The sequence below is a fragment of the Desulfosporosinus nitroreducens genome, from assembly GCF_023897015.1.
GTDB lineage: Bacteria > Bacillota > Desulfitobacteriia > Desulfitobacteriales > Desulfitobacteriaceae > Desulfosporosinus > Desulfosporosinus nitroreducens.
Window position 1 is genome coordinate 135,053 of record NZ_JAMHFY010000003.1, and the last position, 13,818, is coordinate 148,870.

A 13,818-nucleotide genomic window follows, 5' to 3' on the forward strand; every position below is an offset into this window, starting at 1 on the left:
TTCAAGTGGCTGTTCCTTATTCTACTTCGGTCGGGGTAGACTCCCCCACAGAAGTCTCGATGTTCAGCTTTAGCTGAACGAGTTCACTTGATGGTATTCTTATCGTTACCTTCTATATAATTATTTAATTTGTAAAAACCCAATGTGGCAATTGTAAACCAACCAATAAAAGAAATTAGAGGTAATAGAATTCTGCTATAGGATTTAAATATGCCCAAATCAATAACCAAATTGGCATATAATATAGCAAACATGATTCCGACACTTGCGTATAAATAAGCTAATGGCTTTTTAGAGGGTAAAAAATAGAAATATAATATGAAGAATATCGCCCATGAAACATTAGAAAATAAAGGTATACCCATAAAACCTAAAGGTCCGTAATTAATCCATCCGTATAAACCTGTGACTTTTCCAAGAATAAGCATAAGAACATCCATTATTCCACCGAAAATAATTCCATAAATAGCCAAACGCTGGATTTCTTTTTTCGGTACAGTTGCTATTAGAATCAAGGCAAAGATTGTTGTATAGATTAGATATATAAAGTACTTTGGCATTTTTAGCTATCCCCTTATATCTTCAGTTAACTATTTAATAGAGTTTCCACTATTATAGCTTAGTATGCCAGCGGTGGTATTTTGGCTGGGCTCATTTTTTACTGATAAAACTTTTCTGAAAAGATAGTAGGAATAAAACATGAGCCTGGTCCATTTGACACTAATCGAACGTTTTTATAAGAATTTAAATTAATGTTCGATTTTCTATTGACCTTAGTGATACCTTCTTGTAAAATGAACTTATTAAAATTTCATACGTGTTCATATAACCGCGGAGATATGGTCCGCAAGTTTCTACCAGGCCGCCGTAAATGGTCTGACTATGAGCGAAAGTGTACCTAGGGCAAATGTATTTGTATTATTTTCTTAGTCCGAGTGGTACAGGTTTGATTGCGAAATCAAATCACACCGAAGGGATAAAAGCCCAGGCGGGTAGGTTTCACTCTGTTTTAATGGGGGTGTAATCTGCCTTGCCTGGTTTTTTAATATTGTTTTTAAGGAAAATGTAAGGGGAGAGGGGCAACTTAAATGAGCCAGATTGGGGTTATTATGGGAAGTGATTCGGATTACAAGGTCATGGAGGAATCCATCAAAGTTCTTCGTGAGTTTGAACTTGATTTTGAAGTCAAAATTTCTTCTGCGCATAGGACTTTAGAGAGAACCGTCGACTGGGTAGAAGCTTTTGAAGCCCAAGGAGGTAAACTAATCATCGCGGCGGCAGGGTTAGCGGCCCATTTGCCGGGGGTTGTAGCAGGGGCAACAACTTTACCTGTGATCGGTGTTCCTCTAAGCAGTGGCGCCATGGAGGGTATTGATGCCCTTTACTCCATCGTGCAAATGCCCCCGGGAATTCCGGTGGCAACTGTAGGCATTGGTGCGGCACGCAATGCAGCCTTGCTTGCGGTACAGGTTCTAGCCGTTGAGGATAAACCCCTGAGTATAAAGGTTAAAAACTATCGAGCTCAGATGATGAAAGATATTGAAGCGAAGGACGAAGCACTGCAAAAAAGATTAAGTGAAGGTTAAAGGAGAATGTAAATATGATTGAACGCTATACCCTTCCTCAAATGGGTGGGATTTGGACAGACGAGCATCGCCTCGAACTATGGCTGAAAATTGAAATTGCCGCTTGCGAAGGATGGTCCAAGCTAGGAAAAATTCCGAATGAAGCTGTCGAAGTTATTCGGAAGAAGGCTTCCTTCTCTTGGGAAAGGGTACAAGCGATTGAAGAAGTGACTCAACATGATGTGTTGGCGTTTTTGACCAATGTAGCAGAAAATGTGGGAGATGAAGCAAAACACATTCATCTCGGCCTTACTTCTTCTGATGTCCTTGATACGGCACTCTCCCTGCAATTAGTGGAAGCGTCTGATATTTTGTTGACTAAGCTAGAGGGACTGGAAGCGGTTCTGAACCGCAGAGCGATTGAACATCGGGACACCTTGATGATGGGACGCACTCATGGAATTCACGCAGAACCAATTACCTTAGGATTGAAGTTTGCATTGTGGTACGATGAAATTAGACGTCAAAAAAAGCGCCTAGTTTTCGCTCGAGAGGAAATAAGGGTAGGAAAAATTTCCGGTGCGGTAGGGACGTTTGCCAATGTAGATCCTCGGGTTGAAGCGCATGTATGCCAAGTGCTTGGTTTAGAGCCGGCTTTGATTTCCACCCAAATCCTTCAACGTGACCGACATGCCTTTTTCATGACAACCCTTGCTGGTATTGCAAGTTCACTTGATAAAATGGCAACTGAACTTCGCAACTTACAACGAACCGATGTTCATGAGGTGGAAGAAGCCTTTGGAAAAGGGCAGAAAGGTTCCTCTGCGATGCCTCACAAGAAAAACCCGATTACTCCTGAACGTATCTGCGGCATGGCCAGGGTTATTCGTGCCAATGCTCAAGTAGCACTAGAAAACGTTGCCTTATGGCATGAGAGAGATATATCACATTCTTCTGCGGAACGGATGATCTTACCGGATAGCACAATTGCTTTAGACTATATGCTTCATAAGATGACACAGCTTATAGATCGGCTCGAAGTATTCCCAGAACAAATGAAGTTGAATATCGACAAAGGATTTGGCTTGATTTTTTCTCAACGAGTTATGTTAGCCTTGGTTGATAAGGGTGTCAGTCGGGAGATGGCATACTCCTTGGTTCAACGCAATGCTATGGAAGCTTGGAATACTAAAGAGCAATTTCAGCACTTAATTAGCAGAGACCTAGGTATTCGAAATTATTTAGATGAAAAAGAAATAAGCGACCTGTTTGATTATGCTTATCATACAAAGCATGTAGCAGACATTTTTCAACGTTTAGAACTTGTCTAGGTGAATAAAAGCAGTTGAACGGAAGTGAACTCGTTCAACTAAAGATGAAATGTTTAAATACTTGCAACAGATACTTGGCATACTTCACCAAATATGAAAGGGGTTATACTTAATGGAAAAGTTAGAATTACGATACGAGGGAAAAGCTAAGAGAGTGTATGACACTGATCAAAATGAATATTTCTGGGTAGCCTATAAAGATGATGCCACTGCCTTCAACGGGGAGAAAAAAGGACAAATCGTGGATAAGGGATTGGTCAATAACCAGTTATCAGCACTGTTCTTTGAGGAAATTGAAAAAGCGGGTATTCCAACCCATTATGTTAAATTGTTAAGCGATCGGGATATGCTTGTACATCGTTTAGAAATGATTCCACTTGAAGTTGTTGTGCGCAACATCGTGGCCGGAAGTCTGTCAAAGCGTCTCGGAGTAGAGGAAGGTTTTGTACTTTCACGCCCGGTTGTAGAATTATATTATAAAGATGATGCGTTGGGAGACCCGATGGTTAATGAATCTCACGTCGAGGCGATGGGCTGGGCGAGTATGGATGTTGCGCGAGAAATTCAAGCCATGGGCTTAAAAGTCAACTCGATTTTACAGTCTATCTTAGTAAAAGCGGGTATCGAATTGATCGACTTTAAACTGGAATTCGGAGTGCGTGATGGAAAAGTTTATCTTGGTGATGAGATTTCTCCAGACACTTGCCGTTATTGGGATATTGAAACACGCGAAAAGCTGGACAAGGATCGCTTCCGACGTGATTTGGGAAAAGTCGAAGAAGCGTATCAAGAAGTCTATCGCAGGGTCAAGGCGGTCCTTGCATAGACCCTTAAGCAAGCATGCTATGGCAAGTAAGCTTAGGAGTGAGAATAGTATTCAATCATCTCTTAAAATGACGCGGTGAAGTACTGATATCTTTATATGATCTAGACGTACTTCGCCGCAAGCGCGGAACTAAGGGGGAGAGAGGGGCGGAAAATGTTCGAATTTGGAGAGGACAAACCGAAAGAGGAATGTGGAGTCTTTGGTATTTATGCTCCCGATCAAGAGGTTGCCCGTCTTACTTACTACGGGCTTTATGCTTTACAGCACCGTGGTCAAGAAAGCGCTGGAATCGCAGTTTCGAATGGCTTGAGCATCAATGTGCATAAAGGAATGGGTTTAGTGTCGGAAGTTTTTTCTGACAGCATAGTGGAAGGCTTGAAAGGGAAAATGGCCATCGGTCATGTGCGATATTCCACGACGGGATCAAGTCTGCTGGCAAATGCTCAGCCTTTAGTGGTACACTATCAAAAAGGTATGATGGCTTTAGCACATAATGGGAATTTGACAAACGCATCAGATCTTCGAGAAGAACTAGGAAAAAACGGTGCGGTTTTCCAAACGACGGTTGACAGTGAAGTGATTATTAACCTTATAACTCGGTATCGCCGAGAATCATTAGAAGACGCGCTAGTTAAGACCATGATGGATCTGCGCGGGGCATATGCCTTGGTTATCTTAGCGGAGGATAAGCTTTTTGGAATCAGGGATCCCCTTGGCGTTCGCCCTTTATGTATTGGGAAGCTAGGGAGTTGGTATTGTCTAGCTTCGGAAAGTTGTGCCCTTGATACTATTGGCGCAGAGTTTGTAAGAGATGTAGAACCTGGTGAAATTGTTGTAATTGACAAAGAAGGATTACACTCACGTCGGGGGTTGAACAAAACTAAGCGGGCGTGCTGTGCTTTTGAATATATCTATTTCGCTCGACCAGACAGTACGATGGATCAGTTAAATATAGCTGAGAGCCGACGGCAGATGGGTATAGAACTGGCCCATGAATGTCCGATTGAAGCAGATCTTGTAATTGCAGTTCCAGATTCCGGAACTGCTTCGGCCTTAGGGTATGCGACGGCATTGGGAATACCGTTTGGAGAAGGACTTATTAAAAATCGTTATGTGGGCAGAACCTTTATTCAACCGACTCAGGCAATGAGAGAAGTTGCAGTTCGTCTTAAACTTAATGCTAATGCGAGCGTTCTGAAAGATAAACGTGTCGTGATGATCGATGATTCTATCGTCCGAGGAACGACTAGTTCTAAGCTTGTGGAAATGGTCAAGAAGGCGGGAGCTAAAGAAGTACATTTTTTAATCAGTTCTCCTCCAGTGGCCTACCCGTGTTTCTATGGAATTGACACTGCAGAACGGGAAAAGCTCATTGCCAATCAATTGGATGTCGATGGAATTCGACAGTATGTTGGGGCAGATTCATTGCACTATATTTCTGAGGAGGGCTTGCTTCGCGCACTGGGGACAGAGGCTGTTTGCCTGGCTTGCTTTAATGGAGCGTATCCTATTCCAGTTTCGAGTTTAAACCGAGGTAAGAGCAATTTTGAATCTCATAATTCTTGTGGATGAGCTTAATATACGGAAGGAGGAAGTATTGTTGGGATATTCATATCGAGACGCAGGGGTTGATATCCAAGCGGGAAATGAAGTTGTAGAACGTATCAAACCAGCGGTTGCTCGGACTCTTCGACCAGAAGTCCTCGGTGGGCTAGGCGGATTTGGCGGGCTCTTTAAATTAGATTTGGCTAAATATCCAAATCCAGTTCTTGTTTCTGGAACAGATGGAGTAGGAACTAAGCTGCGCCTTGCTTTTCAAATGAATAAGCACGATAGCATCGGACAAGATGCGGTAGCTATGTGTGTTAATGATATCTTGGTACAAGGGGCAGAACCTTTGTACTTTCTCGATTACCTGGCTGTTGGAAAAGTGGAACCGAAACGACTGGCCGAGGTCATTGGCGGGATTGCCAGTGGGTGTGAAATGGCCGGCTGTGCCTTAATTGGGGGAGAAACGGCAGAAATGCCTGGTTTCTATGCAGAAGACGAATATGATATTGCAGGATTTTCAGTGGGAGTGGTGAATGAAGATAAGTTAATCGACGGCTCAAAGATTCAAGCAGGAGATACACTTATCGGTTTACCTTCGTCTGGTCTTCACAGCAATGGGTACTCCTTAGCCCGAAAAATCTTCGAATCCTATTCCTTAGATGAAGAATTCCCGGAGTTAGGGGAATCTCTTGGGGAGGCACTGCTTCGCCCAACCCGCATTTACGTCAAGTCAATTTTGTCGCTTCTTTCTGGTGCAGAGATACTTGGCATGGCCCATATTACGGGTGGAGGTTTAACGGATAACGTTCCCAGAATATTGCCCGCAGGTTTGGGGGTTCAAATTAATACATCTGCTTGGAAACGACCGCCAATTTTTCCGTTGTTGCAACGCCTGGGAGATGTGGCCTGGTCAGAAATGTATCGGACTTTTAATATGGGAATTGGTTATGTCCTGATTGTCCGTTCAGAGGCTGAGGGATTGGTTAGACATAAACTTGATGAGTTAGGTGAGAAAAGCTTTGTTATTGGAAGCGTCGTTACTGGAGAAGGGGTGGCTTATGAGGACGGCAATACTGGCATCAGGTCGTGGGAGTAATCTCCAAGCTTTGATTGCAACCTGCCAAAGAGGCAACCTACCTATCGAGATAGTGGCTGTTGGATCAGACCTTCCAGGGGCTGGTGCATTAATGCTGGCTGAGGAGGCTGGAATTCCTGCCCGTGTTTTTCCGATCAGTAATTACCAGCATCGTCAAGCGCAAGAGGAAGATATCTTGATCTGGATGCAAAATAATGAGGTGGAGCTGTTACTTTTGGCAGGGTATATGAGGGTTTTGAGTCCTTATTGTATGAGTCAAATAAATTTTCCGGTCCTGAATATCCATCCTTCATTACTGCCCGCTTTTCCAGGGCTCCACGCCCAACGTCAAGCACTGGAATATGGAGTCAAAGTTAGTGGGTGTACTGTACACTTTGTTGATGAAGGCTTGGATAGCGGTCCAATTATTTTACAAGAGGCAGTGCCTGTGTTGTCAGAGGATACAGAAGAAAGCTTGTCTCAGAGAATTTTAGCAGTGGAACATCGTCTCTATTCCGATGCTGTTCGCTTGTTAGCTTTAGGGAAAGTAGAGCGGACTGGGCGTAGAGTACATATTTTGCAACAGGAGGAATTGGGATGAAGCGAAGAGCTCTCATAAGCGTTTCCGACAAGAAGGGAATTGTAATTTTTGCGCGTGAACTTGCAGATTTAGGTTTCGAGTTGATTTCAACCGGGGGGACCTACAAAGCACTTGATGAAGCTAATATCCCGGTGAAATATGTGAGTGAGGTCACGGGATTTCCTGAAGTTTTAGATGGTCGAGTCAAGACACTTCACCCTTTAATTCACGGTGGGATTTTGGCGAGGGACAGTGTCAAACATATGGAACAAATGGAACAGAACGGAATTTTTTATATTGACTTAGTAGTGGTTAATCTTTATCCATTTCGAGAGACTATTGCTAAGCCTGGAGTGACCTTTGAAGAGGCCATAGAAAATATAGACGTTGGCGGGCCAACTATGGTTCGAGCTGCAGCTAAGAATCATGGGCGGGTTACTGTGTTGGTCAATCCAGAATCTTACGAAGAAGTTTTAAGTGTATTGCGTGAAACAGGGAATGTTCCTGCGGGCATGCGCAAGCGACTAGCTGCTGAAGCTTTTGCTCATACCGCTGAATATGACCGACTGATTGCCGGGTATCTAGAGCGGCAGATTGAACCGCCGGATACTTTCCCGGAGACGCTTCGCATAACTGCTCAAAAGGTTCAAGAACTGCGTTATGGCGAAAACCCACAGCAGAAGGCAGCCTTCTATATTAGTTCAGAGGCCGGAGTGGGGACCCTCGCAAATGGCAAACAGCTTCAAGGGAAAGAACTCTCGTACAATAATTGGATAGATATGAATGCCGCTTGGAAACTTGTGCGTGAATTTGAATTGTGCGCGACGACGATCATTAAACACACTAACCCCTGTGGAGTGGCAATGGGCAAGACACCGCTTGAGGCTTATGAAAATGCATTTGCTGCAGATCCGGTTTCCGCTTTTGGCGGCATTATCGCCTTTAATCGTGTCGTTGATACAGCATGTGCTGAAGCCCTTAAAGAACGTTTCTATGAAGTCATTATAGCGCCAGATTTTAGTCCGGAAGCTCGCGAGATTCTAAGTGCTAAAACAAATCTTCGACTCTTTGTGGTTGGCAGAGGGGAAGTGGGCAAGGTTATGCCCGGTTGGGTTTCCAGAAGTATTGAAGGTGGATATCTTGTTCAAGAGGTCGATCAGGGGACCGCTTCAGTTAGCGAATGGGATGTTGCGTCAGAACAAAAACCTACGGAAGAAGATCTGGTAGCGCTTGATTTTGCGTGGCGTATTGTGAAACATGTCAAGTCAAATGCTATCGTAGTCACAGATCATAAACAGACGCTGGGCGTTGGAGCGGGGCAAATGAATAGAGTTGGGTCAGTCAAGATTGCGCTTGAACAGGCCGGAGATAAAGCTAAAGGGGCTTATCTGGCATCGGATGCCTTCTTTCCTTTCCCTGATTCGATCGAAGAGGCTGCAAAAGCGGGTATTCGTGCGATCGTTCAGCCAGGGGGGTCTCGCAATGATCCTTCGGTTATCGAAGCCGCTAATCGCTTAAATATAATTATGGTCTTTACACATCGCCGGCATTTTCAGCATTAATGATAAATTCAAATGGTTATAAATGGGAAGCGGGGTCAGACAGTGAAGAAGCATCGTGTGTTAATTATAGGCAACGGCGGACGAGAACATGCTTTAGCTTGGAAGTTGGCGCAAAGCCCTGAACTTGAACGCTTATATGTAGCACCGGGAAATGCCGGGACAGTTATCTGGAATGTCCCAATTTCTGTTCAGGATATTGCCGGGCTAGTGGAATTTGCCGTTAAGGAGAAGATTGATCTAACGGTTGTCGGTCCAGAAGACCCCTTGAGTTTAGGCATTGCAGATGCTTTTCAGGAGGCGGGTCTGAGAATCTTTGGGCCGACTCAGGCTGCAGCTCAGTTGGAGGGAAGCAAGTCGTTTGCCAAAATGATTATGGAAGGCGCTAAGATTCCTACAGCAGAGTGGCAAGTATTTGAAGATCCGGTCCGAGCCAAAAAGTACATTGAAACTATAGGCGCTCCTTGTGTTTTGAAAGCGGATGGCTTAGCGGCGGGTAAAGGTGTTATAGTAGCGATGGATTTGGAGACTGCCCTCCAAGCGGTGGATGAAATAATGGACGGCAACTTTGGTTCAGCAGGTAAAAAATTGCTTATCGAGGAGTTCTTAGAGGGGCAAGAAGTTAGCTTACTGTGTTTTTCGGATGGGGTTACAGCTTTACCTATGGTTCCTGTTCAGGATCACAAGCGGGCCTTAGAGGGTGACCTGGGGCTTAACACTGGAGGTATGGGTACGTATAGCCCTCCTCCAATTTGGACGACTGAACTTGAAGCAATCGTCATGCGCGACCTTGTTTCGCCGACTCTTAAGATAATGCAAGAACGAGGGACTCCCTTTGTAGGTGTACTTTTCTTGGGGTTGATGATAACTAAGCAGGGCCCTAAACTTTTGGAATATAATGTTCGGTTTGGCGATCCCGAAACCCAAGTGGTGATGAAACGACTTAAGTCAGATCTTCTGCCAGTTCTTTGGGCGTGTACAGAAAAAAATCTTTCCGAAGTTCAGTTGGAGTGGAAAAATGAAGTTGCAGTTTGTGTTGTTATGGCTGCTGAAGGCTATCCTTTAGCTTACACAAAGGGGGTTCCGATCCGATTGCCGTTGGAGAGTGGTCAAGATGCAGTTATCTTTCACGCCGGAACAGGAATTCATGAAGGACAGCTTCTGAGTACCGGCGGACGGGTCTTGGGAATAACTGCTGAAGGACAAACCCTTCAAAAGGCTCGAGAGAAGGCGTATGCTCTGGTAGATGAAATTGATTTCCCAAAATCACATTTTCGACGGGATATTGGAGTGAAAGGGTTAGGAATTTAAAATTTCCATAATAAGGTTTAACATATTCTTCACACAAAGTTCATGGCAATGTAACACTGATGCTCTATACTAAGAGTCAGTTAGTAATGATTACCCGTTATTATAACGGTTAACATATATTCTTCTCATTTTTCTCCCCTTCTTTTCTTTCTTTTTCCCCCTCCTTTGACGGGAGGGGATTTCTTTTTCTTTGATAGACTAATCCCCACTAAACTCTCGCACTCGTTTCATGGCGACTACCATCCATGGCGGTGCTCTAGACTCGAACATCCTTGTTCGAGTCATGGCTGCAGCGACACTAGGTCATCCCTGACCGTCGGTCGATAAAGTTAGTTTTTTATAAGAGCAAGAATCCTGCCTCACAAATAATTGAGGCAGGATTCTTGCTCTTTGGACACGATGGACGTTAATTTAAGTAGCCTTCTAATGGTTAATTCTGGGCAAGACTCTGCTGGGAGAGGTATTAAAACATTTTGGACAGACATAAACCGGATTTTTAGCTGCTGGGATTATGTTCATTTTTAGGGTTTGAGCCGTATATTGAATCCATTTGCTCAAATGATCCAGGCTCTGACAATTAGGACAACATAATAACACTTTCATTCACTTCCTCTGAGCAGTTTATGAATGACAGAGGAGAAGTGTTATTCATTCGCTTGTGACCACATGGATTCTATCGCCATATAATAAAGGCAGGATTCTTTTAATAGAGGGTGGGATGGAAGTGTTTAATTATCACAAGCGTTTGTTTTATCCGATCCACGTTGAACGTGAAGATCCAGCGTTTGCAAAAGTGCTGACAGAACATTATTCAGGAATTGACAGTGAGTTGTCATCAGCCTTACAATACTTTAACCAACGCTCGAATATATTAAATCGACATATTCGGGAACTGCTGGGGATAATCTCTGCAGAAGAATTTGGACATATGGAATTGATTTCAGTAGCGATTAATAAACTGGGAGGACCGCCCTTAACTCTGGTTAATACCCAGGGTGCTTTATGGGGAATCACGCAGATTAACCAAAGCCTCGACGTTATTAAAATGCTTCAGATGGATATCCAGACGGAAACTAGAGTGATTCGTCTATATCAGCAACAGCTGAAATTGACAGATGATCTAAATATGAAGAAAATGATTAGGTTTTTAATTACTAGGGGTGAAGTACATAAATACTTATTTAAAAAAGCACAGAAGTTACTTCGTGAAAACGGTTCGCCAGAGGAATTTAATGAGTTGATTTACGACTATAAGATGAGTTTGCAAGTTTTGAAATAATAGTGAATGGATTGGATTAACTTCTGACTAGTATGAAAAAGTCGGCCAAAGGCCGACTTTTAATATTTAATAACCCAATCAGAAACCATTAATCGTTCGGACAAGCCCAGCCCTTCAGTATCGATGGTTAATTCCGACTTCGGGATTAAATCGCGATCATAATACACCGTGATTCCGTCAAAAATAAACTCATGAAAATCCTCAGGCTTCCGTGGGCTTCCTTTTCGTACGGCAGGGGGAGTAGAGAGCGGGATGCAACACTGAGTGACTACAATGCGCTTTATGTAAAGCTTATTTTTTTTAGCCTTCTGAAGGAATTTCATTGCTTTCTGTGTAATGTTAATATTCATGTTCGTACTCATTTTAAGGTTAGGATCCAACCGTGGATTCACCTCCTTAATGTTGCCATATCTATTCTATCATTTCTTTTTTCGGTTGCAAGGGATTGGAGGATTACAAGTTTGGATAAGTTAACACGCCAACGCGAAATCGTCAAAAATGTTGCCACAGAACCATGGGTGCATTCCCTTCAAGGTTTAGCTAAAAAATTCGGAGTAAATCAAATCACTCTGCAAAGAGATTTGGAAGAAATGAAAGATAATGGCTTTCAATTTAAGAAGGATGGAACAGAAAGACTTTATCTGCATTTGAGTGGTTGGAATGGGGTAGTGCCTGTCAAGGCAGCAACCCTTCGGCAAATGGAGATCTTGCGCATGCTCACTGCCACTCCTCAAGGATTAACCGTAACCGAAATCTACAAACGCTTTAATCGACGGGATGAAGAAGAAGTCAGCAGTAAAACGCTCGAACGGGCTATAAAGGACTTGGCCAAAAAAAATATCCTCAAACATAGAGGGGAAGAGTATGTAATTTGCTCTGAACAAATGCTCCCTCCTCTCCAGTTAGCCGAACAGGAGAAGACGCTTCTTCTGGAAGCGCTAAACGTTGCCCGTGCTCTGGCACCTTTTCCAGATGAAATGAAAACACTTGAAGCCAAACTCAAACTGTGGATAGGGCAGAACACCCATTCGAGGGAGACAATATTTGTCCATGGAAGAACTCCTACTCAGGATGTTCATCGCAGTCAGTGCTGTTTTCAACTCGAAGAAGCGGCTCAGAATAAAAAACAAGTTTCCATCCTGTATCGAAAAGAAGAGGAGCCTGCAAGGCAACTTAGACTAAACCCTCTGGGGATAGTCTATTACTGGGTGCTTGATAATTGGTATCTTATTGCTCAGGATGAGAGGGATAAGAGGATTAAGACATATTTGGTAAACCGTATTTTAGATGTTACAAGGTTACCCGAATCATTTGCTCCAATAGAAGGATTTGATTTAAAGACTTGGTATCAATATGCCTGGGGGGTCTACCGAGATCAGAATCCAATCCCCGTAAGAATTAAGTTTCATAATTATTACTCAACCTTAAATCGCGTGCGAGCGGAGTTAGCTAAACGTAAAACTTGCACTCTGGTGGAGGATGGAGAAGGCCTGCTCATGGAAGATCAGGTTGAAGGACTGGACGAATTAGCGGTTTGGTTACGAGGGTTTGGGGCGGGGGCAGAGGTTCTCGAGCCTCCGTCTCTTAGAGAAAAAGTTACTGAAGAATTTTCCCGACTCCAGCAAATGTATGGAGGTGACTCGCATGGACTCGATTAATCGTATGGGGAAAATCATGGCCTTAATTGAAATCCATCCAGAGGGGTTATCCGGAAGTGGCTTAGCCGATGCCTGCGGTGTTCCTTGGGGGACTATGAAACAGGATCTGAAAGTGTTGGTTTCTTCTATTGAAAACTCGTTTCCGTTGTACACGGATCATGATGAAGGAAATGATGCCGAAGAGGATTTGTTTCAGCCGGAGGTTAAATGGTTTATGGCTGCGGCAGAAAAACGATATACTCCAGTCCATTTGAACGTCCGCGAGGCGATAGGGGTTTTAGGTACCTTAGATTATTTGCAGGAGGAAAATGCGCTGAAAGAAGGGCTAAGACAAAAGATCTTGTCTGGCTTTAACTTAGGAGAGGAGGGAAATTACCGTTACATTAAAGGAGAACTAACACCATTAGAGCCTATCCAAGTAAAAACATTTCCCTTGATTGAAAACGCAATTAGGGAAACTCGACGAATTAGGATTTTATTTAATGGCAGAGAAGTAACGGCAGACCCCTTGGGAATTGTTTACTACTCACGTCTAAGGTATTGGTATTTGGTTGCTCGACAGGGAGAGGTGATAAAGACTTATCATTTAAACAATGTCCAGGAAGTCAACGAAACCGCTGAGTCCTTTGTTTACCCGGACGGGTTTTCTCTAAAGGATTGGTTTGGTCCGCGTTGGGGGATGGAATATGGAGATTTATTGAGGGTTAAAGTACGCTTTCTTAATCGTTCTCAAACTTTTGCTAAGGTACGAAAAGATGTAGCCCATCGCAACAGTAAATTGACGATATTAGAGGATGGATCAATGCTCTTTCAAGATGAGATCATAGGGGTCAATGAATTTATTACCTGGGTATTAGGGTTTGGTTCAGCTGGTGAAATCTTAGAACCAATGGAACTTCGTCAACTTATTCTCAAAAGAATTCGCGAGACGTTGAGTAACTATGCCTGATCATACTCAGTTTGTAATAGGAATAATATTTCTTTTATCAATTCCATTTTCGCTGTCCACTCTTAATTGTATTTTTTAATTATTTTATTGTTCCCAAGAACCATCCAAATATGGGATATAAAAACAAAGCTCGA

The 13,818-nt window shown here is 43.3% G+C and carries 13 protein-coding genes and 1 riboswitch; of the genes, 11 read left to right on the forward strand and 2 right to left on the reverse strand.

Annotated features, from left to right (window positions below; genetic code table 11):
• Nucleotides 1-83 precede the first annotated feature (83 nt).
• Nucleotides 84-560, reverse strand: coding sequence for a hypothetical protein (locus tag M8E35_RS04600; protein ID WP_252467603.1), 477 nt, complete (start codon nucleotides 558-560; stop codon nucleotides 84-86).
• Between the two features lie 241 nt (nucleotides 561-801).
• A riboswitch (purine riboswitch) is annotated at nucleotides 802-903 on the forward strand.
• Nucleotides 904-1,088: 185 nt separating this feature from the next.
• On the opposite strand from M8E35_RS04600, the gene purE reads away from it, so the two are divergent.
• The 9 genes from purE to M8E35_RS04645 all read left to right on the forward strand — a co-directional run bounded on the left by purE (nucleotide 1,089) and on the right by M8E35_RS04645 (nucleotide 11,077).
• Nucleotides 1,089-1,586, forward strand: a complete 498-nt coding sequence (gene purE / locus M8E35_RS04605) for a 5-(carboxyamino)imidazole ribonucleotide mutase (RefSeq protein WP_252467604.1) — start codon at nucleotides 1,089-1,091, stop codon at nucleotides 1,584-1,586.
• Nucleotides 1,587-1,600: 14 nt separating this feature from the next.
• Entirely contained in the window at nucleotides 1,601-2,896 is a 1,296-nt protein-coding gene (gene purB / locus M8E35_RS04610; RefSeq protein ID WP_252467605.1) for an adenylosuccinate lyase, read from the forward strand.
• A gap of 112 nt (nucleotides 2,897-3,008) precedes the next feature.
• A complete protein-coding gene (gene purC, locus M8E35_RS04615) occupies nucleotides 3,009-3,722 on the forward strand; it encodes a phosphoribosylaminoimidazolesuccinocarboxamide synthase (RefSeq protein ID WP_252467606.1) in 714 nt (237 codons plus the stop codon).
• A gap of 153 nt (nucleotides 3,723-3,875) precedes the next feature.
• Entirely contained in the window at nucleotides 3,876-5,294 is a 1,419-nt protein-coding gene (purF, locus tag M8E35_RS04620) for an amidophosphoribosyltransferase (RefSeq protein WP_073029831.1), read from the forward strand.
• 28 nt (nucleotides 5,295-5,322) lie between these two features.
• The gene (gene purM / locus M8E35_RS04625; protein ID WP_252467833.1) at nucleotides 5,323-6,369 is read left to right on the forward strand and encodes a phosphoribosylformylglycinamidine cyclo-ligase; all 1,047 of its coding nucleotides are present in this window, start codon (nucleotides 5,323-5,325) and stop codon (nucleotides 6,367-6,369) included.
• Nucleotides 6,332-6,949 carry a phosphoribosylglycinamide formyltransferase gene (gene purN / locus M8E35_RS04630; protein WP_252467607.1) on the forward strand — a complete coding sequence of 206 codons (618 nt, stop codon included), beginning with the start codon at nucleotides 6,332-6,334 and terminating at the stop codon, nucleotides 6,947-6,949. Before purM ends, purN begins: the two co-directional genes overlap by 38 nt.
• A complete protein-coding gene (gene purH, locus M8E35_RS04635; RefSeq protein WP_252467608.1) occupies nucleotides 6,946-8,490 on the forward strand; it encodes a bifunctional phosphoribosylaminoimidazolecarboxamide formyltransferase/IMP cyclohydrolase in 1,545 nt (514 codons plus the stop codon). Before purN ends, purH begins: the two co-directional genes overlap by 4 nt.
• Nucleotides 8,491-8,502: 12 nt before the next feature.
• Complete coding sequence (purD, locus tag M8E35_RS04640; protein ID WP_252467609.1) at nucleotides 8,503-9,798, forward strand: phosphoribosylamine--glycine ligase; 1,296 nt, start codon at nucleotides 8,503-8,505, stop codon at nucleotides 9,796-9,798.
• Between the two features lie 724 nt (nucleotides 9,799-10,522).
• Nucleotides 10,523-11,077 (forward strand): manganese catalase family protein, encoded by a 555-nt coding sequence (locus M8E35_RS04645; protein WP_252467610.1) that lies wholly within the window; start codon nucleotides 10,523-10,525, stop codon nucleotides 11,075-11,077.
• A gap of 59 nt (nucleotides 11,078-11,136) precedes the next feature.
• Here the strand turns inward: M8E35_RS04645 and M8E35_RS04650 are convergent, their stop codons facing one another.
• Nucleotides 11,137-11,457: a CC/Se motif family (seleno)protein gene (locus M8E35_RS04650; protein WP_252467612.1), complete on the reverse strand. Its 321-nt coding sequence runs from the start codon at nucleotides 11,455-11,457 to the stop codon at nucleotides 11,137-11,139.
• Between the two features lie 81 nt (nucleotides 11,458-11,538).
• Here M8E35_RS04650 and M8E35_RS04655 point away from each other — a divergent pair, with 81 nt between their 5' ends.
• Nucleotides 11,539-12,735: a helix-turn-helix transcriptional regulator gene (locus M8E35_RS04655; protein WP_252467613.1), complete on the forward strand. Its 1,197-nt coding sequence runs from the start codon at nucleotides 11,539-11,541 to the stop codon at nucleotides 12,733-12,735.
• Complete coding sequence (locus tag M8E35_RS04660) at nucleotides 12,722-13,684, forward strand: helix-turn-helix transcriptional regulator (RefSeq protein WP_252467614.1); 963 nt, start codon at nucleotides 12,722-12,724, stop codon at nucleotides 13,682-13,684. Before M8E35_RS04655 ends, M8E35_RS04660 begins: the two co-directional genes overlap by 14 nt.
• Nucleotides 13,685-13,818 lie beyond the last annotated feature (134 nt).